This window comes from Clostridia bacterium (assembly GCA_026414765.1).
Lineage (GTDB): Bacteria > Bacillota > Clostridia > Acetivibrionales > DSM-27016 > SKW86.
In genome coordinates, this window is sequence record JAOAIJ010000043.1 from 298,824 (window position 1) to 318,125 (window position 19,302).

Annotated in this window: 21 protein-coding genes and 1 riboswitch; of the genes, 12 read left to right on the top strand and 9 right to left on the bottom strand. The window is 37.4% G+C overall.

Annotated elements, in window-relative coordinates; all coding sequences use genetic code 11:
• Window positions 1-9 precede the first annotated feature (9 nt).
• The 4 genes from N3I35_17620 (at window position 10) to pdxT (ending at window position 4,133) form a co-directional block, all read left to right on the top strand.
• Window positions 10-1,590 (top strand): recombinase family protein, encoded by a 1,581-nt coding sequence (locus tag N3I35_17620; protein MCX8131902.1) that lies wholly within the window; start codon window positions 10-12, stop codon window positions 1,588-1,590.
• Window positions 1,591-1,666: 76 nt separating this feature from the next.
• On the top strand, window positions 1,667-2,446 hold the full coding sequence (locus tag N3I35_17625) for an ATPase (protein MCX8131903.1): 780 nt from the start codon (window positions 1,667-1,669) through the stop codon (window positions 2,444-2,446).
• A gap of 196 nt (window positions 2,447-2,642) precedes the next feature.
• The gene (gene pdxS, locus N3I35_17630; protein MCX8131904.1) at window positions 2,643-3,521 is read left to right on the top strand and encodes a pyridoxal 5'-phosphate synthase lyase subunit PdxS; all 879 of its coding nucleotides are present in this window, start codon (window positions 2,643-2,645) and stop codon (window positions 3,519-3,521) included.
• Window positions 3,522-3,524: 3 nt separating this feature from the next.
• Window positions 3,525-4,133: a pyridoxal 5'-phosphate synthase glutaminase subunit PdxT gene (pdxT, locus tag N3I35_17635; protein ID MCX8131905.1), complete on the top strand. Its 609-nt coding sequence runs from the start codon at window positions 3,525-3,527 to the stop codon at window positions 4,131-4,133.
• Window positions 4,134-4,220: 87 nt separating this feature from the next.
• On the opposite strand, the gene ribE is transcribed toward pdxT, so the two are convergent.
• The 7 genes from ribE to N3I35_17670 all read right to left on the bottom strand — a co-directional run bounded on the left by ribE (window position 4,221) and on the right by N3I35_17670 (window position 12,173).
• Entirely contained in the window at window positions 4,221-4,688 is a 468-nt protein-coding gene (ribE, locus tag N3I35_17640; protein MCX8131906.1) for a 6,7-dimethyl-8-ribityllumazine synthase, read from the bottom strand.
• Window positions 4,678-5,928 (bottom strand): bifunctional 3,4-dihydroxy-2-butanone-4-phosphate synthase/GTP cyclohydrolase II, encoded by a 1,251-nt coding sequence (locus tag N3I35_17645; GenBank protein ID MCX8131907.1) that lies wholly within the window; start codon window positions 5,926-5,928, stop codon window positions 4,678-4,680. The genes ribE and N3I35_17645 overlap by 11 nt, the downstream gene beginning before the upstream one ends.
• Before the next feature lie 23 nt (window positions 5,929-5,951).
• A complete protein-coding gene (locus tag N3I35_17650) occupies window positions 5,952-6,605 on the bottom strand; it encodes a riboflavin synthase (GenBank protein ID MCX8131908.1) in 654 nt (217 codons plus the stop codon).
• 85 nt (window positions 6,606-6,690) lie between these two features.
• A complete protein-coding gene (ribD, locus tag N3I35_17655; GenBank protein ID MCX8131909.1) occupies window positions 6,691-7,788 on the bottom strand; it encodes a bifunctional diaminohydroxyphosphoribosylaminopyrimidine deaminase/5-amino-6-(5-phosphoribosylamino)uracil reductase RibD in 1,098 nt (365 codons plus the stop codon).
• A gap of 119 nt (window positions 7,789-7,907) precedes the next feature.
• A riboswitch (FMN riboswitch) is annotated at window positions 7,908-8,082 on the bottom strand.
• Window positions 8,083-8,240: 158 nt separating this feature from the next.
• The gene (locus N3I35_17660) at window positions 8,241-9,089 is read right to left on the bottom strand and encodes a PIG-L family deacetylase (GenBank protein ID MCX8131910.1); all 849 of its coding nucleotides are present in this window, start codon (window positions 9,087-9,089) and stop codon (window positions 8,241-8,243) included.
• A gap of 25 nt (window positions 9,090-9,114) precedes the next feature.
• Complete coding sequence (locus N3I35_17665) at window positions 9,115-10,197, bottom strand: DUF362 domain-containing protein (GenBank protein MCX8131911.1); 1,083 nt, start codon at window positions 10,195-10,197, stop codon at window positions 9,115-9,117.
• A gap of 98 nt (window positions 10,198-10,295) precedes the next feature.
• Window positions 10,296-12,173, bottom strand: coding sequence for an LTA synthase family protein (locus N3I35_17670; GenBank protein ID MCX8131912.1), 1,878 nt, complete (start codon window positions 12,171-12,173; stop codon window positions 10,296-10,298).
• 302 nt (window positions 12,174-12,475) lie between these two features.
• Between N3I35_17670 and sigY the strand changes: the two genes are divergently transcribed.
• From sigY to N3I35_17705, 7 genes are all read left to right on the top strand, one after another.
• Window positions 12,476-12,997, top strand: a complete 522-nt coding sequence (sigY, locus tag N3I35_17675) for an RNA polymerase sigma factor SigY (GenBank protein MCX8131913.1) — start codon at window positions 12,476-12,478, stop codon at window positions 12,995-12,997.
• The gene (locus tag N3I35_17680; protein MCX8131914.1) at window positions 12,990-13,319 is read left to right on the top strand and encodes a YxlC family protein; all 330 of its coding nucleotides are present in this window, start codon (window positions 12,990-12,992) and stop codon (window positions 13,317-13,319) included. Before sigY ends, N3I35_17680 begins: the two co-directional genes overlap by 8 nt.
• The gene (locus N3I35_17685; GenBank protein ID MCX8131915.1) at window positions 13,316-13,534 is read left to right on the top strand and encodes a sigmaY antisigma factor component; all 219 of its coding nucleotides are present in this window, start codon (window positions 13,316-13,318) and stop codon (window positions 13,532-13,534) included. The genes N3I35_17680 and N3I35_17685 overlap by 4 nt, the downstream gene beginning before the upstream one ends.
• Window positions 13,535-13,717: 183 nt before the next feature.
• The gene (locus N3I35_17690; protein ID MCX8131916.1) at window positions 13,718-14,047 is read left to right on the top strand and encodes a DUF3795 domain-containing protein; all 330 of its coding nucleotides are present in this window, start codon (window positions 13,718-13,720) and stop codon (window positions 14,045-14,047) included.
• A 171-nt stretch (window positions 14,048-14,218) separates the two neighbouring features.
• Window positions 14,219-14,413, top strand: a complete 195-nt coding sequence (locus N3I35_17695; protein MCX8131917.1) for a PLDc N-terminal domain-containing protein — start codon at window positions 14,219-14,221, stop codon at window positions 14,411-14,413.
• A gap of 2 nt (window positions 14,414-14,415) precedes the next feature.
• A complete protein-coding gene (locus tag N3I35_17700) occupies window positions 14,416-15,342 on the top strand; it encodes an ABC transporter ATP-binding protein (GenBank protein MCX8131918.1) in 927 nt (308 codons plus the stop codon).
• The gene (locus N3I35_17705) at window positions 15,339-16,109 is read left to right on the top strand and encodes an ABC transporter permease (protein ID MCX8131919.1); all 771 of its coding nucleotides are present in this window, start codon (window positions 15,339-15,341) and stop codon (window positions 16,107-16,109) included. The genes N3I35_17700 and N3I35_17705 overlap by 4 nt, the downstream gene beginning before the upstream one ends.
• A 26-nt stretch (window positions 16,110-16,135) precedes the next feature.
• Here N3I35_17705 and N3I35_17710 read toward each other — a convergent pair whose 3' ends face one another.
• Entirely contained in the window at window positions 16,136-17,335 is a 1,200-nt protein-coding gene (locus N3I35_17710) for an electron transfer flavoprotein subunit alpha (GenBank protein ID MCX8131920.1), read from the bottom strand.
• A gap of 13 nt (window positions 17,336-17,348) precedes the next feature.
• On the bottom strand, window positions 17,349-18,143 hold the full coding sequence (locus N3I35_17715) for an electron transfer flavoprotein subunit beta/FixA family protein (GenBank protein MCX8131921.1): 795 nt from the start codon (window positions 18,141-18,143) through the stop codon (window positions 17,349-17,351).
• Between the two features lie 172 nt (window positions 18,144-18,315).
• On the opposite strand from N3I35_17715, the gene N3I35_17720 reads away from it, so the two are divergent.
• Entirely contained in the window at window positions 18,316-19,302 is a 987-nt protein-coding gene (locus tag N3I35_17720) for a metallophosphoesterase (protein ID MCX8131922.1), read from the top strand.

The window sequence follows — 19,302 nt, forward strand, 5'->3', positions numbered from 1 at the left end:
TATAGCTAAATGAGTAAAGTTGCAATTTATTGCCGTTTATCCGATGAGGATAGAAATAAGCTCAATTCTTTGGATGATTCCGAAAGTATTCAAAACCAAAAAAACATGCTTAACAAGTATGCTATTGAAAAAGGATGGGATATTTATAAGATTTATTCAGATGATGATTTTTCAGGTCTTGATAGTGATAGACCTGAATGGAACAAGATGCTTCGTGATGCAAGATTAAAGAAGTTTGATATTGTCCTGTGCAAAAGTCAGTCAAGGTTTACGAGGGATATGGAGTTGGTTGAAAAATATATCCATAACAAATTTCTTGAATGGGGTATTAGATTTATTGGAGTGACTGACAATGCAGATACACAGAATAAAGGTAATAAAAAACAGCGGCAGATAATGGGATTAACAAATGAATGGTACTGTGAGGATATATCCGAAAATATAAGAGCGGTATTTAATTTGAAAAGAAGTGAGGGCCAGTTTATAGGCTCTTTTGCTGCTTATGGATATAAGAAAGCAGCAAATAATAAAAATAAACTTATTATTGACGAAGAAGCTGCGGTAGTTGTCAGGATGATTTTTAACTGGTATTTGGAAGGGTATGGTACTCAGCATATTGCTTATATGCTAAATGAAAAGGGTTATCTTAATCCGACAAAATATAAGCAAAATGCAGGACTCAACTTTAAAAATTCCAATATGAAAAACGGATTTAGCTTTTGGAATAAAACAACAGTTAAGCGTATTTTAAAAAATGAGATATATATTGGCAATATGGTACAAGGAAAAAGGGAAAAAGTGAGTTATAAATCTAAAAAAATAATATCAACTTCCAAAGAACAATGGATAAGGGCTGAAAATACACACGAAGCAATAATAGATGAGAAAACATTTCATGAAGTTCAAAGAAGAATAAGCCAGCGGCAGCGAAGTACAGGGGAAGGGCAAGCACATGTTTTTGCAACAAAGGTCAGGTGTGCAGATTGTGGTAGTACAATGAATAAAGTATCAACTTTTAGAGGGAATAATAAGCTATATTCTTATCTACGATGCAAAGTGTATGCTATTACAGGGAATAAAAAGCTATGTACAAGTCATGCAATAAGGTTTGATACACTATATGACTTAGTAACTGAAAGATTAAAGCAATATATAAATGATAATCTTGATGAAGACAATATTGCGCATAGGATTTTGGCTGAAACTAACGTTAATAGAAAAATCCAAGGCTTGAAAAATGAGATATCTAACATTGAAAAGCAGCTAAACCGGAATTCACAATTCATAAATAATCTATATATAGATAAGGTAAAGGGGATTATATTAGATGATTTATTTAGAGAACTTAACAGTAATTTTTCTAACGAAAAAGATAAAATAAGAAAAAGAAAAACGGAAATTGAGAATCAAATATTAGAATTAAGCAAAAAGACAATGAATTTTGATAAATGGGTTCAGATAGTCAGAAGATATAAAGATTTTAAAGAATTAACCCATTCAATGGTAGGAGAGTTTATTGAGTTTATTGAAATAGGTGAGAAAGATAGTAAAACAGGAGAGCAGAAAGTTAAAATACATTGGTTATTCTAAGTATTGATAATGCCCTTTCTTTTTTTGTGTTTAAAAGAACACTTGACATGTAGTGGATCCTAAAAACCCAGGAGCAGTGGATGAGATAATTCACTTGGGAGATTACTGGAATGAAGAAGGACTTAAAGCAAACAGGGAAGCAATAATGCTTGCAAACAGGGAAGTAGGACGCTTGTTTGCCAGGGCCTATAAATACATAAAAGCTGCAGCTTCCATATATGAAGATACTGCTGTAATAAACGGCTGGGCAATAGATAAAGCCAAAGTCAGCGCTGAAACTAAAAAGGTGCTGGATCAATACTTTGCTGATAGGCCGATTGCAATGAAGGAAGGAATGGAAAGGAAGCTATTTGCCAGTGCAATAACTCCTGACGGATATAAAAACTATCTTAATTCCATTCTGACTACGGAAAAAATATATATACTAAAGGGGCAGCAGGGAACAGGAACGGAAGTGCTGCTTGAAAAAATCAAAGCGGAAGCTTTAATAAGGGGATATAATGTAGAATCATATTATTGTCCGCTATACCCGGAAAAATTAGAACATCTTGTCATTGACCAAATCGGAGTGTCTTTTACTACTTCAAATGAATATCATAGCTCAACGGTTAAGGGATATGGAGAGATTGATCTTAATGCGTATCTGGATGAAAAAGTTATTAAGACCTATAAGGGTGATCTGGAGTATAATAAGACTGAGTTTGATGCATTGATGAATAAGGCCATTAATACGATTGGCAAGGCAAAGGCTTTGCATGATCACATGGAAACCTATTACATACCAAATATGGATTTTGAATCAGTCCAAAGGTGTTGGGAAACAACAATGGCGAGGATTCTGGAATATGCAAAATAACTGACAGCCCCTGATAACAGGGGCTGTCAGTTATTTTGCAGGCATTGTTTTGAATAATCTCAGGTTAAAGAATTCTATCGGTATTATATATAAAAATAGTTCATATTTTAAATTGACAAATCTATCCACTCGTGCAATAATAAGAAAAATTAATCGATACACGGATTGAATGTATCGATACAAATGGAGTGGTGTTATGGATGATAGGTACGAATTGAATAAAAATCTGGCACAGATGCTAAAAGGTGGCGTTATTATGGACGTTACTAATGGGAAGGAAGCGGAAATCGCGCAGGAAGCAGGTGCCGTTGCGGTAATGGCACTTGAAAGAGTTCCGGCGGACATAAGAAAGCAGGGTGGAGTAGCAAGAATGTCCGATCCCAGAATCATCAAAGAAATAAAAAGCGCAGTCAGCATACCAGTCATGGCAAAAGCAAGGATAGGGCACTTTGCTGAAGCTCAGATACTTGAAGCACTGGGTATAGACTATATAGATGAAAGTGAGGTTTTGACACCTGCTGATGAAATGTTTCATATAGACAAGTTTAGCTTCAAAATACCATTTGTATGTGGAGCCAGAAATCTCGGAGAAGCTCTCAGAAGAATAGGAGAAGGGGCTGCAATGATACGTACAAAAGGTGAAGCGGGAACAGGAAATGTAGTTGAAGCTGTCAGACATATGAGAACTATAATGTCTGAGATCAGAAAGCTGAAGAGCCTCCCTAAAGAGGAGTTAATGTCGGCTGCAAAAGATATGGGAGCACCATATAATCTATTACTGAAGACCGCTGAGGAAGGTAGACTGCCTGTGGTAAACTTTTCTGCCGGAGGAATAGCGACTCCTGCTGATGCTTCATTAATGATGCAATTAGGTAGTGAGGGCGTTTTTGTAGGATCAGGAATATTTAAATCTTCAAATCCAAAGAAGATGGCTAAAGCTATAGTTAAAGCAACAACCTATTTTAATAAGCCCGAATTATTGGCTGAGGTTTCAGAAGATCTGGGAGAGGCGATGAAAGGCATGGAAATATCTCAATTGTCGCCCGAAGATATTTTATCGTCCAGGGGGTGGTGAGTATTGGTAAGAGTTGGTGTACTCGCTCTGCAGGGTTCTGTCCTGGAGCATAAGAAGGCACTGTCAAGGATAAGAGGTGTATATCCTATAGAAGTTAGGGGGAGGGAAGAAATTGAACAGGTTGAAGGTTTGATACTTCCTGGCGGTGAAAGCACTGTCATTGGGAAATTAATCAAAGAATCAGGCCTGGCAGAATCTATTGTTAAAAGATCTTTAGGAGGTATGCCGGTTTGGGGGACTTGTGCAGGAATGATCCTTATGGCTGAAAAAATCATTGATGAAGATTATTTTTATCTGGGAATTATGAACATATCAGTCAGAAGAAATGCATATGGAGGTCAGCTTGACAGTTTTTGTTCCAGTTCCTGCATATCTGAAGTTTCCGATAAAGATATCCCGCTTGTTTTTATCAGGGCTCCGTGGGCAGAGAGTGCAGGAAGTCATGTAAAAATTCTGTATAAGCTAAATGGCAGGATAGCGGCTGCCAGACAAAACAATTTGCTGGCAACGTCATTCCACCCTGAATTGACGGATAACATGAGTTTTCACGAATATTTTATAAAAATGGTTACTGAATATTCAAAAAATAATATAAAGCAATTTGCCGTGTAATAAAACGGAAAGAAGAGCAAAAACACTCCTCATAATAGGCTTCCTGAGCACATACACCGTTATCCAGGGAATATGAGGAGTGTTTTTCTATAATACTTTTAAAAGATTTGCCATTTCTATTGCTGTTACAGCTGCATCATATCCTTTATTTCCGGCTTTTGTTCCTGCTCTTTCGATAGCTTGTTCAATAGTGTCGGTTGTGAGTACTCCGAAAACAACAGGCATACCTGTGTCTAAAGAAACTTTAGCGATGCCTTTAGACATTTCGCTTGACACATAATCAAAGTGGGGAGTTGAACCACGTATTACAGCTCCTATGCAGATTATAGCATCAAACTTTTTTGAAGCTGCCATTTTTTGTGCTACAAGAGGAATTTCAAATGCACCCGGAACCCATGAAACTACTATACCCGATTCATCAGCACCATGCCGGATAAGTCCGTCTATTGCCCCTCCGAGAAGCTTGCTGCTGATAAACTCGTTAAACCGCCCTATTACGATACCGAATTTTAAATCCTTTGCAATCAGATTACCTTCGTTTGTTTTAATATTCATTGTTTTGTGCCTCCTGATGTACTATTGTGTTTAGTTTATCCAATCCATCTAAAAGATGTCCCATCTTTTCTTTTTTAGTTTTTAGGTAAAACTCATTTATAGTGTTTTCCTTAATCTGAATCGGTTCTCTTGCAACTATTTCCAAACCATAACCGTTTAAGCCGATTAATTTCTTTGGATTATTAGTCATAAGCCTGATTTTTTTTACTCCCAGATCACACAGAATCTGGGCTCCGATGCCGTAATCCCTGAGATCAGGAGCAAAGCCAAGCTTCACATTTGCTTCGACAGTATCAAGCCCTGTATCTTGAAGTTCATAAGCGCGAATTTTGTTTATAAGGCCTATACCACGGCCTTCCTGGCGCATATATAAAAGAACTCCCTTTCCTTCCTTGCTTATTTGATCCAATGCTGCGTTTAGCTGTTCTCCACAGTCACATCTCAGAGAATGGAAGGCATCGCCTGTGAGGCATTCTGAATGCACTCTTACAAGTATCGGTTCACTTGAATCTGATAAATCACCCTTCACTAAGGCGATATGATGTTCGCCACTTAAAGTGTTCTCATAACCGAAAATTTTAAATTCACCGTGAATAGTAGGCATTTTTGCTTTTGCAGCTCTTTTTATGAGCTTTTCCTTACTCCTGCGGTATTTTATAATATCAGCGATAGTAATTATCTTCATTTCATGCTTTTTGGTGAATTCCATCAATTGAGGTACTCTTGCCATCGTTCCGTCATCATTCATTATTTCACATATCACTCCCGCAGGAAAAAGTCCTGCCGCGCGGGATAAGTCAACAGCCGCTTCTGTATGACCTGCACGCTTTAAAACTCCGCCATCTCTGGCAATAAGGGGAAATATATGTCCCGGCTTTACAAAATCTGAGGGCTTAGCAGAAGGGTTGGCTATCTGACTTGCTGTATATGCTCTTTCATAGGCAGAAATTCCTGTAGTAGAATTTTTATGGTCTATGGTTATGGTAAAAGCTGTTTTCAGCTGATCCTTGTTGTGCTGAACCATTGGGGACAATTCCAATTCAAGTGCACGTGCCTCGGTTATGGGAACACAAATCATACCCTTACCATAAGTTGCCATAAAGTTTATGCATTTAGGAGTAACCTTTTCGGCAGCCATTAGCAAATCACCTTCGTTTTCTCTCTCTTCATCGTCCACTACAACAACCATTTTTCCTTCATTGATATCAGAAATTGCTTCCTCCACTGTATTGAACTTCATACTGAATCCTCCGTTTAGATAATTCACATAAATCCATGATCCTTTAAGAAATCAGGGGAAATACCCTTATGTACAGGTATTGTGGCAGTATGCCCGTACACAAGTTTTTCTACATATTTTCCTATAACATCACATTCTATATTTACCATATCCTTTATTTTTTTTGTTCCAAGGGTTGTATAACCACGGGTTAGAGGTATAAGTGACACCTTGAAATATTTTTCATCAACATGTACTATGGTAAGGCTTGTGCCATCAAGAGCGACAGAGCCTTTTGGTACCATATATCTTAAAATAGGCTGCGGAGCTTCAATAGTTAACCAGACGGCATTATCGTCGTCAGCTTTTTCGATGATGATGCCGGTACCGTCTATATGACCGGTTACTATATGGCCGCCTAATCTGTCAGATAGTCTTAATGCCCTTTCCAGGTTTACTTTTTCCTTTGTTTGCAGTTTATCCAGATTGGTTTTACTCATTGTTTCAGGCATAACATCAGCAGCAAACCAGTTGTTTCCCAGTTCGGTCACTGTAAGACATATGCCGTTAACAGATATACTGTCACCAGTTTTTACATCTTTTAATATTTCAATACATTCTATTGATAACCTGATGGATTTACTTCCACGGTATATATTTTTTATAGTACCAACTTCTTCAATGATTCCTGCAAACATAAATTCTTCTCCATTCAGTTAAGCTAAATAATGAGTCATACCCATTTACAAAAGCAGTATTGCCGGCACGGTGTGGCAAATATCTTTACATAGGATATCCCTCGATAAGAACATCATTTTCAATAGTGGATACATTTACATCCCTTAGATGGAAAGCATCTTTCATAAGAAGTCTGCCTGAACCTTCTACCGGAGTAACAGCAGTTTTGCCGCCAAGTATTTTTGGTGCGATGAACATCAATACCTTATCAACTATACCTGCATCCAAAGCAGAGTAATTTATTGTTCCTCCACCTTCAAGCAGTACGCTGTCTAATTCCAGTTTATATAATTCATCCATCAGACGTACAAGATCCACTTTTCCGCTGCCGTCATCCGCTTTGATAATTCGTACTCCTTTTTTCTGAAGCAGATATTCCTTTTCTTCAGAAATTGACTGTGTTGTTGCCAGGATCATTCCTTCATTTGAGGAAATATTGATTACATTGCTCTCTAAGGGTATTCTTCCTTTACTATCCACAATTATTCTTACCGGGTTTTTGCATGCTTTTGAAGAATTTCTGGCTGTAAGATATGGATTATCCTTTTCAACAGTATTAATTCCGACTATGATAGCTGCTACTCTGTCTCTCAATTTATGAACATATTGCCGGGAACTTTCTCCGCTTATCCACTTGGAGTCTCCTGATACTGAAGCTATTTTTCCATCAAGGGTCATAGCAGCTTTTAAAATGACAAATGGCTTCTTTTCCGTGATATATTTTATAAATATTTCATTAAGCTTTTTTGATTCTTCATGAAGAATCCCTGTAATAACATTAATCCCGGCATCCTGTAACATTTTTATACCTTTGCCTGATACTTTGGGATTAGGGTCGATCATACCTACTACTACTTCCTTTATTCCCGAGTCAATAATTGCTCTTGCGCAGGGTGGAGTTCTGCCATAGTGGGAACACGGTTCAAGATTAACATATAGTGTACTGCCCTGGATATTGTGTCTGGCATTTTTAAATGCAGCTGCTTCAGCATGTGGACATCCTAGAGCTTCATGATAACCTTCAGATAGTACGAGTCCGTCTTTTACAATAACTGCACCTACAAGTGGATTGGGATTGGTTTTACCCCAACCGCATTTAGCTAGTTCTAATGCTTTAGCCATATAGAATTCATGAGCACTCATATACATAACTCCTGTCAAAAAAATTGTCTGCTGTGCTGGTTAGTTAGCAATGCAAATTTGCCACTATTGAAATAAAAAATCCCTGGAAGCAGACCTACCCCCAGGGAATAAAAACATAACAAAAGCTTCTTTCATCCAGACTTTAAAAACCAAAAAACTCTATATGGAGAGTCTCTTGGGTTTACTGTCGGCTCCGGAATTTGACCGGATCTGCTTAAACTCAATAAGCTCGCGGGCTTACAACATATGCTGTCTACCGCCGGTACGGAATTTCACCTGTCCCTGAAGTGCTATTAATTTAGAAAGAATATATCACCTGAAATGCAATCAGTCAAGGGGATGAAGTGTATAGGCTTTAAGCCCGCCCCAAAAGCACCGGGAAATAAAAATACATATTGAAAAAATATCTAAACAATATAAAAACCTCTGTAAAGAGGTTTTTATAAGTGCAATCATAGGACTTTGGAAAGTTTATTTGCTACATCCAGGTTGAAGCGGTTTATTAAACCCTGGACATATTCTATAATATTTAGGTTTATATCATATATAAGAGGAGTCAGATCCATTCCATAAATAAGAGAAGAAGAGGTATCATAACTGTGAGCGGCACAATAGGTAGCATTTGCCAGTCGTCTTCCTGCAGTAGCGATATCATATCTTTTGCCTCCGCAAACCTGAGAGTCGAAGACTTCTACGAGTGCAGCCGCAATATTTGAATGAGAAGATACGTCAAAAACCACTTTCTCATCATCATTTAGCCAGTCAAGATTTCTCCATACCTCACAACCATAAAGCTTTTCAGGTCTCACACCGGCAGGGAGCTCCCTTAATGCAGCTATTACTTTGATTACAACGCCAAGATGAGTTTCATGCTTGTCTGCAAGGTTATGAGTATAAATAACTTTGGGCTTTGAGAGTTTTATCAGTTCCTTTAACTCTTCTATTACTTCCCGGTTATTTTTGTCTTTCACTGCGGAGCTTTTATACTCAAGCATGGCTTGTGCTCCGTATTCTCCTATAAATGCAGCTTTTTTTTGCTCAAGTTTTCTTATCTTTTGCATATCATCATCAGTATAGGATGCGTATATGCCATTCCTCGGACTTCCTGCACCATCGGTGACAACTACCCCGAAAAACCATTCATCGGCTTTCCCGAAGCATTTCAATATACCGTCATACGCCATTATTTCTATATCATCCTGATGGGCTGAAACAGCCATATGAGTAGTTCTCTTTACAGCTTCCTCTACAGGAGTATTATCAGGTATAAAGATTTCAGCGCCCGGGTTATTAAGCTTCATTCTTATCATCCTCTACATCATAGTATTACTTTATTTCCTGTATAGTGTACTCCTGAGTACCAAGACCTCTTTTTTCCAATTCGTTTAGCTGTATATAAGGGTTTTTACCATGAAGCCTTTCAAAAAGATGTCCATTGGCTTTGAGTTCGTGTCCTTGCGGTACACCTGCCATTATTAAGTTTTCTATTTTAATAGAATCTATACAAGCCCTTTCGATCGCTACTATATCCTGAGAGGCCATTATACCTATATCAGGCACCAGAGCGGGGGTAGTAAAGCCCCAACAATCACACAGGGCAGTAATATTTGTAAGGAAGTTGATATAGAATACATTTCCAGGCCGGAAGGTTTTCAGAACTTCTTCGGTACATATAGCCATTCCTGTCTGGAAATCTTCAAATTTATTATCGTTCATTGTTATGGCATTTGTTGGACAAACTTTTACACAATGCTGGCAGTAAGTACAATGATGGAAGAAAACCTGATATTTGTTTTCGTTGTCGAATTTATTGGCATTATGATTACAGTTGCTAATACACTCGGAACAATGAATACACAAATCCTCGCTCCAATCAAGTCCACCTTCAAGGCCATGTATTTGCCCTCTGGTCCTATCGGTAACACAGCCCATTGCTATGTTTTTACATGCGCCACCATAGCCGCACGCACCATGTCCCTTTACATGAGACAAATCAATCATTACTTCTGCATCATAGATATTGCCGGCTATATCAACGTTTTTAAAAGTTTTGAAATCAACATGTTTTTCATAATAATACTTGCTTGTTACGCCACAGGCGTAGACTATCGGAACACCAAGGTATTCTTCCGTATAGCCGCGTACTCTTGCAGAACTGATATCCTGATCTGTAATATAGATATTTGCTCCATAGCTTTTCAGCTTATCAATAAGTATTTTGACAAAAAGAGGGTGGATAGTCGAATATCCGATATTTCTGCCAAGATGCATTTTTATGGCAGTAAGCTTTCCTTTTACTGCATTCTGAAAGCTCATATTATCAATCATTCTTTCAAATTTTGCGGGGAGTGTTGCACTGGAATCATATTTTTCGTAATTTACTGATGAAAATAAAACGCTGGAACTCATGTGTAGGCCTCCTTTTTTTTTGCAAATCAATGTTAATTATATCATTCGCATTTTGCCGTGAAAAGTAGTCAGGCATAGATAAAAATTAGCTATAAGGTTTATTCTTTACTTTTGAAAGCATTTTTTTCTATTATCAACTGAGAGACAGCATATTCCTCCATATAATTCTTCAATTCGACTTTATAGCTTTCATCTGTATAGGGACTGCCAGTATTAATATCATATGCCTTGTTATGACTGTTCACATATAAAAATTTGTCAGTGACTAAAGAATTATTTCTCAGAAGAGCGTATCCGGCCTTCGTATTGAACAAGTCTTTGCCTATAGCCTTCGAACTGTTCAGCCCCATTAAATTTGCTACAGTAGGCATTATATCTATTTCACCGCCGGTTACACTGAATGTATTACCATTTTCAAGCCCGGGGTAATGGATAATAAGCGGCACTTTCTGGAGCTTTATCCATTCAGTATCGCTGTTCTTTATATTAAGAAATTCTGCAAGGTCTTTTGTCTCTTCCTTTGGAATTCCGTAGTGATCGCCATAAATAACAAGCAGGCTGCTGCTAAACAAACCTTTACTTTTAAGTTCGTTAATAAAACTTCCCAGACAGCTGTCAGAATAATTTACTGCTTTTAAATACCTTCCCAACAATGTGTTTTCGTACTTTCCTACATCCAGACTGCTGCGGCTTGAATAATCAAAATTATAAGGGAAGTGGCTGGATAAAGTGATTAACAGACTGTAAAAGGGCTTAGAGGTATCAATAAGTTTGAGGGACTGACTTAAGAATGAAGCATCACTCAAACCCCAACCAACCTTTTCGTCAAGGGTGTAGCTTGGATTACTGTGAAAGGCTTTAAAACCGAGAGATTTATACATTGTAGATCTATTCCAGAAACTGGGTCTGTTTGCATGGAATGCGAGGGTATCATAGCCCTGACGGTTTAAAAGTCCGGGCAGTGAAATGAAAGTATTGCCTGCATACCTGAAGTTTACACTTCCGTGTCTGATAGGGTACATGGAAGTATTAACCATAAATTCAGCATCGGAAGTATTGCCGTCACCTATCTGATAGAAAAAGTTATTGAAGTATGCACTTTCTTTAATAAGTTTATTCAGGTTTGGGGTGATTTCCTGACCATTAATCTGCTTTCTGATTACAAATTCCTGCAAAGCCTCTACCTGTATTATTATTAAATTTTTTCCTTTTGCCAGATTTTTAAAATTCTCCTGCCTGGAGGTATTTTTTATTTTATAGTAATTATCGATACGTTTCTGTTCATCTGTACTAAGCTTTTTTCCCTCTAGAAATGTTTCCTTTACAAAGTTTTTTGTATCATAAAAGTGATAAAAAGAAAGGCCTACGTATTTGCATACATAGTTGTTATCCAGTATGAATGCCGGTTTGTAAGCTTTACTGTATGATGTATGAACCATAAATAGTCCTGCTAAAAGCAGCAAGACGGCCGTAATGAATTTTATTCCAATACTTATCCTTCCGACGACTTTTTTGTTAATAAGAACAAAGCAAGTGACAATGACAGGCAAATCGGCAATAAAAACTATATCCTTCATTTTAAACAGGCTAAGCGCGCTGCCACCAATCGAGTCCGCAACTCCTACCTGATACAGGACAGTTATTGAAAGGGGGTGGTAATAATACCTGAAATAAATTGTATCAGCTAGAATAAATAGTGATACCGCAAAATGCAAAAGAATAAAAACAAGGTATCTTTTCCTGTTGGAAACAAGAATAAAAAAGGATGCGATTGCAAGAAGTGCACCAATGGTACCTATATACATAAACAGATTAAGTTTGTTGAAAAAGGGTAAAGTGTTTATTTCAGATGTAAACTGGAAATAAAGAGCTTTAGCAAATAAGCCACCAAAGAAAGTTATCCAGAAAAGTGCTTTTATAAGGTGAATAGTTTCAAATTTTGTATTGAATTTCTGCTTCAATAAATTTGTATTCAAATCTTTTGCTCCTTTTTATAGAATAGACAGTGCATGTTAATTATTCTAATCTAATTGGTTGCAGTTTTCAACTGAAATAGATTGTAATTTGCTAAAGCGTTTTAAGTGAAACTGCCATAAATGGATCATATGGAAGGTTGTTTGCTTAATGAACTTTTTTGTAATCAAATCCGTATTATCAACAGTGGGATAATAGTATATAATTGTATTAGATTCCAAGCAGCATAAGTTATGCATTGTAAAGGAATTTTCCTATTATTGCGGGATATAGTACCTATTACAAAAAAGGAAACTGTACAATTATGGATGAAATATTGATTGGAAAGGCAAGGAGCGGAAACCAGGAAGCATTGGCGCAGCTGCTTTATCTTAACTACGAATTTGTATACAGATACCTTGTGAAATTCACACTGAATGTAAATATTGCTGAAGATCTTACTCAGGAAACCATGGTTAAAGCCATAGAGAAGTTTCATTTATATATTCCGGAAAAATCGAAATTTTCCACATGGCTTATAGCAATAGCACAGAATATATATCTGGATGGGATCAGAAAGCATAAAAGAGAACAGAAGTATATTGAAACAGACGGGATTGGTGAAGAATTTTCTTCAGACTCAGGTGGGCATGATGATTCTTGGAACAGGATGCTGGATGAACTGACAAAGCTATCCGAAGAAGTAAGAATACCTCTGGTAATGAAACATTATTACGGATATTCATATGAGGAAATTGCTGTAGCGATGCAAATCCCTTTGGGAACTGTAAAATCAAGAATACATAACGGGTTAAAATCGCTTAGAAAGGAGTTTGAACATGACTAAGAATGATAATAAGGACGATGCTATTTTGCAAAAAATGAGGGAAAGCCTGGATTCCATCGATAAAAAGCTGGAAGTGAAAACTCCTGATATGGCGTATTTCAGGAAAATGGTTGCAGACGGTGCGGAGAAAAAGCAGAAGCATAAAAGAAAAGAAACATTAGTATTCGTAGCGGCGGCAGTAAGTATACTTACTTTGGAGATTTACACTTTTAATCTGTCGATGATATTTTTTGCGATAGTGCAGGGGGTTGCTCTGTTATCTTTACCTGCGTTATTGTTTATATTGTTTAGACAAAGAAATAGGCAGGGGGGAGTACGGTGAATAGTGGTTTGCATGGAACACAGGAGATTTCTCTGCCTGGATGGATTGCCCTGGCCGTAATCCTGTTTACTCAAAGTATCTGGCTTTTTACGGACGGACAGAAAAGAAGTGCAAAGTATTGGTTTTGGGGTATCTGGGGTTTGACTACATTCCCGATGCCTACCATATTGTACTTGATTTTTGTAAGAAGAATTTTTAAGAAAAAAGAAAACTAATCAGACCAAAAAATCCTAAAACAATAACCTATATTATTTTAGGATTTTTTGTTTTACTTTTTTGGACATAAATGCGAATTTATTGTTGCAATTGGGAAGGACTGGTGATAAAATGTAAACGAACAAACGTTCGGATATGTTAAATGGTATTAACAATTGAGAATTAATAAGGAGGGTTTTGTTGTGAGTGAAATTATTGCTTATTGTGGAATTCTATGCAATGAATGTCCGGGGTATAAGGCTACGGTACAAAATGATGATTCACTTAGGGAAAAGACGGCAGAGGAATGGAAGAAGTTTAGTCCGGATATAAAAGCTGAGGATATAAACTGTCTTGGGTGCAAATCCGATACTGTATTCGGGTATTGCAAGGTATGCGAGATAAGAGCCTGCGGTATGGAAAAAGAACTGGAAAACTGTGCGGGTTGTAGTTCATATGGATGCGATAAATTGGAGAGCTTCCTTAAAAACGTACCAGAGGTCAGAGAAAGACTTGAGAAACTAAGAAAATAAGGCTATAAGTTTGATAGTGTAAAGTGTAAGTGCTAAACACTGAATTATCTGTGTTGAGCATTTGCACTTTTTTTGTGCAAATAATTTTGATTCATAATGAACTTTTTAAAATACGGAAACGTAATATCTTTGAAAAACAAAACAAATGTATTTTAGAAAGAAGGTATTATTATGGACAAAACAACAATAATAATGATGGCAGTGCCCTTAATTATCATTCAATTCGGACTTCAGCTCACAGCTATGGTTAAGTTGATAAAAAATCGGAATATCAAGGCTGAACAAAAGGCTATATGGGCTATTGTAATTGTTATTTCAGGCTATATTGGCTCTATAGTATATTTTGTTGCCAGAAAGGATGACTAGCTATGTATGCAATAGAGACATATAAACTTACAAAGGTTTTCAGTGGATACAAGGCAGTAAACGAACTCGATCTTAAAGTGCCTATGGGTTCCATATACGGCTTTTTGGGACCGAATGGAGCAGGAAAAACAACTACGATAAAAATGCTGACAGGTTTATCAAAGCCTGAATCAGGTAAAATAAAAATATGCGGCAGAGAAGTGAGCTTCGGGAGTGTGAAAAACAGGGAGGAGATAGGGTATTTGCCCGATGTTCCCTCCTTCTATAACTGGATGTATCCGGAAGAGTTTTTGATCTTTTCAGGAGAACTTCTTGGTATGGATAGAAGAGTAATAAAAAACAAAATAGAGGAGCTTCTGGAACTTGTCGGGTTAAGTGATGTGAAAAAGAAAATCGGTGGCTTTTCAAGAGGAATGAAACAAAGGCTCGGAATCGCGCAAGCCCTTATCAGTAATCCGAAGGTAGTGTTTCTGGATGAACCGACCTCAGCATTGGACCCCATAGGAAGGAAAGAAGTAATGGACATAATACAGAAGCTTTCCGGAAAGGTTACAGTGTTTTTTTCTACACACATCCTTTCAGATATAGAAAGAGTATGTGACAGGGTAATTATACTGGATAAGGGTAAAGCCATAATAGAAGATACACTTGACAACCTTAGAAGAGAGTATTCGATGCGCTTAATTGCATTAGAAGTTGAGAATGCTACTGATATTGAGAAAACAATAGGAATAGTTAAGGAACAGAAATATATAAGCAGTATTAAAGTGAATGAAGAAAATGAAATCAGACTGAGTGTAGCAGATATGAGGGAAGCACAGCTGAAAATACCTGGAATTTTATCTGGGTACAATATACCATTGAAAAAATTCTGTATTATTGAACCTTCTCTGGAGGAGATTTTCATTAAGGTGGTGAACAGGCAATGATAAATCTGACATTCTTTAAGAAAGAAATGAAGGAGATAGTAAGAACACATAAAATAATAGTGCTACCAGCAATACTACTGTTTTTCGGGCTATTGACACCAATGCTTGCTAAGTATATGAACAAAATATTGGAACCGATGCTGAAAAAAGAAGGGATAGACCCTGGCTTACTGCTTAAGGAGCCTGTCCTTACAGATGCATATGCTCAATTCTTTGAGACTTTTATTCAGATGGGTTTGATAGTAGTAGTACTGATATTTATGGGAATTGTTGCAGACGAAAAAGTTAAAGGATCGGTAATACTTGTATTGACTAAATCTGTATCACGGTCACAATTCATTATCAGCAAGTTTTTTGCAAGTGTATTATTGTTTACATTTTCTTTCATACTTTCAACAGTTGCTTTTTCTTATTATACCTATATATTGTTTTCGAAGTTTATGCTGGACTATACAATACTTAGCTTTTTTATGCTATGGCTTTTAGGAGTATTTCTGATTTCAGTCACAGTATTTGCCAGTACTATCAGTAAGTCTCATATTTCTGCGGCTGTTACAGGATTTGCAGGATATGCACTGACAATGGCACTGTCTGCGGTACCATATGTAAAAGACTTTTCTCCCGGAATTTTAGGAGATTTTGGCTTGCAGATTCTTGCAGGAACTAAAACAGCTCAGGATACAGTTTTGCCTGTCATAATAACTGTTATACTATGTGTAATATTTGTTGCAGGAAGCGCAACAGTCTTTAAAAAGCAGGAATTATAAAAAAACAAGCATGAGCTTTTGGATGCTCATGCTTGTTTACGTTTTTTCTTAAATTCATTAATTAATTCAGGGATTACTTCACAAACATCACCTACTATGCCAAGTGCAGCAATCTTAAAAATCGGAGCATCCGGATTATTATTAATTGCTATTATGGTATCTGATGAAGACATCCCGGCAATATGCTGTATAGCCCCTGAAATTCCACATGCAAAATATATCTTCGGGCGTACGGTTTGTCCTGTTTGGCCAACCTGATGACTGTATCCGATCCAACCAGCATCAACAGCAGCACGTGATGCCCCCACAGCACCTCCAAGTAGGGATGCAAGTTCTTCAAGAAGTTTGAAGTTATCCGGACTGCCTAGGCCTCTTCCACCGGCAACAACTATATCGGCTTCAGCAATGTTGGCGGATTCACACAGGATAGATACGATATCTTTTACCTTTGTTTTTGTATTTTCGTTAATTGACACTTCAGGTATTATTATTTCTCCCGTTCTGGTATAGTCAGGGGCGGGAGCTTTCATTACTTTCGGTCTTACTGTTGACATCTGAGGCCTGTGATTGGGGCAAACTATTGTAGCCATAAGATTACCGCCAAAAGCTGGTCTTGTCTGTAAAAGGATTCTCTTACACCTATCAATTTCCAGCTCAGTACAGTCAGCAGTCAATCCTGTATTCAATCTGGAAGCAATACGGGGAGCCAGTGAGCGTCCATAAGTTGTAGCTCCCATAAGTAAAATTTCGGGTTTATATTTATTAATAAGTTGTATAAAAATGTCAGTATAGGATTCATCGTTAAAATCTCTAAGTAATGGAGAATCAACTATATATAATTTATCGGCACCATGCGGGATCAACTTTTTCGCATTTTCTTCAATATTTTCTCCCAAAATTACAGCTGAAAGAGAAACCTCAAGCTGATCTGCAAGCTTTCTTCCTACGCCCAGCAACTCCAAGACTACGTTTGCGGAAGTACCGTTATTTTGCTCTCCAAAAACCCATACACCTTTATATGACGAAATATCATCAATATGTAAATTTTCATTTACTATAAATTCAATTGCACCAAACTTACAATATGAGGCACAGGCACCGCAAAATGAACAGTTATCCAGGACTTCAGCCTTTTTTTCATCTATCCTGATGGCACCAAAGGGACAAGCTTTTATACATAGCCTACAGCCGGTACACTTTTCTCTTAAAATCTGAATACTTTTCATTTGAACCTCCATATCACTCAAATGCTGCGTTTTCTATTTCAAACAACTTTTTAACAAGCTTTTCGGCCTGCTCTTTTGCATTACCCTGAAGCATTTCGTTATTAATATCATGAACAGGAACAAAGGTCTTTACAACTTGTGTGGGCGACCCTCTCAAACCGCATAGATTCGTATCTGCTGCTATATCCTCCGCAGTCCAGACAGGAACCATATAATTCCTCGCTCTGATCAGGTTTTTAACAGAAGGAAGTCGTGGTTCATTAATATCCTTTACAACTGTTATGAGTGCCGGCAGTGTCATTTCTATCATTTCATAGCCGTCTTCGGTAATTCTCTGGCAGCGTATGCAGCCTTCTTTTATCTCTTCAATTTTTTTTACATATGTGGTATGAGGTATACCCAGTTTTTCGGCAAGCCCGGGGCCAACCTGTGCGGTATCTCCATCGGTAGCCTGTTTGCCGCAGATGATAAGGTCATAGTTTCCCAGCTTTTTTATGCCCATTGACAATGTGTAGGAAGTAGCCAGTGAATCAGCGCCGGCAAAAGACCTGTCACTTAAAAGGACAGCCTCATCTGCACCAAAGCTTATTGTCTCTTTCAGAAGCGCGGCAGCAGAAGGAATTCCCATGCTAATTACAGTTACTTTACCATCAACACGGTCTTTTATTCTTAAACTTTCCTCCAGGGCATACACATCAAAAGGATTTATTACAGATTCGACGCCCTCACGGATAATAGTATTGGTTTCTTTATTTATTTTTACCTCGTTTGTCGCAGGGACCTGCTTGACACACACTATAATGTTCACAAAACTTCCCCCCAAAATGAAACTTTAACTTAATAATTATAATATATAATCAGATTTAGTAAAATCTTATTTATAAAAAACTAAATATTATGCTAGAATGAATATGAATGGTAAATAATAGTCACATACCAATACTTTATCACAAAAAGTTAAAGAAGACGGAAGATAACATATGAAATTTTTGTTTTTTACGGATACACACATTAGGGGGACAACTCCTAAAAACAGGAAGGACAATTTTTATGAAACCCTTACTAATAAATTCAGGGAGATCAGGGATCTATCCTGTGAATATAAGGTAGATTATATACTTCATGGTGGAGATTGGTTTGACCGCCCTGACGTATCTCCATCCATAGTAAGAGAGTTTGCAATACTTATTAAGGAATTTAACAAACCTGTTTTTACCGTTGCGGGAAACCATGATATTTACGGGCACAATCCTGATACTGTAGGCCGTTCAATGCTTGGTATAATTGAAGGAATAGGCATTATAAGCTTGCTGAAAACAGGAGAAGATGTAATCCTTGAAAAAAACAATGTCAAAATACAGCTTTCAGGCTCACCTTATTATTATGATGTAGATGGAGAGAATTTCAGGAAATACTACATAACAAAAAAGAAACCGGGTGTAAAATATTCTATAAATATGGTTCATGGGATGCTGCTTCAGAAACCCTTTTACGAAGGTATACATTATACTCTGATAGACGACATCAGGGATACAGAAGCGGATATAACGCTTGCCGGGCACTATCACAATGGTTTTGGCGTTATTAGATTTGGTGAGAAGTACTTTATAAACACCGGCAGCATAGTAAGAGTGGCAAATAGTATGGGGGAACTGAAAAGAAGGCCAAAAGTTGCAGTGATTGAGATGGAAGAGGAAATAAAGATTACTGAAATAGAGCTTGCTTCAGCTTTACCGGGAGAGGAAGTATTGGACAGAACGCAGCTGGAAAGCTCTCAGGATAGGATATTGAAGCTTCATCAGTTTTATCAGGGAATTTCATCAAATTCTCAATTTAAGAGGATAGACATTAATAGAATTCTGGAAGAGATATCTGCAAATAGCGAAATTAGTACCCGGGTAAAAGAAGAGAGCCTGAGAAGGATTGCCATAGCCAGGGAGAATTTCTCGAATGACCAAGACGAATAG

Bases quoted from the DNA above. Each gene is read 5' to 3' on its own strand.
- N3I35_17660 (MCX8131910.1), bottom strand. From the start codon at position 9,089: ATGAAGCTTAATAACCCGGGCGCTGAAATCTTTATACCTGATAATACT.
- pdxS (MCX8131904.1), top strand. From the start codon at position 2,643: ATGGATGATAGGTACGAATTGAATAAAAATCTGGCACAGATGCTAAAA.
- N3I35_17695 (MCX8131917.1), top strand. From the start codon at position 14,219: ATGGACAAAACAACAATAATAATGATGGCAGTGCCCTTAATTATCATT.
- ribD (MCX8131909.1), bottom strand. From the start codon at position 7,788: ATGAGTGCTCATGAATTCTATATGGCTAAAGCATTAGAACTAGCTAAA.
- N3I35_17680 (MCX8131914.1), top strand. From the start codon at position 12,990: ATGACTAAGAATGATAATAAGGACGATGCTATTTTGCAAAAAATGAGG.
- sigY (MCX8131913.1), top strand. From the start codon at position 12,476: ATGGATGAAATATTGATTGGAAAGGCAAGGAGCGGAAACCAGGAAGCA.
- N3I35_17650 (MCX8131908.1), bottom strand. From the start codon at position 6,605: ATGTTTGCAGGAATCATTGAAGAAGTTGGTACTATAAAAAATATATAC.
- N3I35_17645 (MCX8131907.1), bottom strand. From the start codon at position 5,928: ATGAAGTTCAATACAGTGGAGGAAGCAATTTCTGATATCAATGAAGGA.
- N3I35_17705 (MCX8131919.1), top strand. From the start codon at position 15,339: ATGATAAATCTGACATTCTTTAAGAAAGAAATGAAGGAGATAGTAAGA.
- N3I35_17700 (MCX8131918.1), top strand. From the start codon at position 14,416: ATGTATGCAATAGAGACATATAAACTTACAAAGGTTTTCAGTGGATAC.
- ribE (MCX8131906.1), bottom strand. From the start codon at position 4,688: ATGAATATTAAAACAAACGAAGGTAATCTGATTGCAAAGGATTTAAAA.
- N3I35_17665 (MCX8131911.1), bottom strand. From the start codon at position 10,197: ATGAGTTCCAGCGTTTTATTTTCATCAGTAAATTACGAAAAATATGAT.
- N3I35_17620 (MCX8131902.1), top strand. From the start codon at position 10: ATGAGTAAAGTTGCAATTTATTGCCGTTTATCCGATGAGGATAGAAAT.
- N3I35_17710 (MCX8131920.1), bottom strand. From the start codon at position 17,335: ATGAAAAGTATTCAGATTTTAAGAGAAAAGTGTACCGGCTGTAGGCTA.
- N3I35_17720 (MCX8131922.1), top strand. From the start codon at position 18,316: ATGAAATTTTTGTTTTTTACGGATACACACATTAGGGGGACAACTCCT.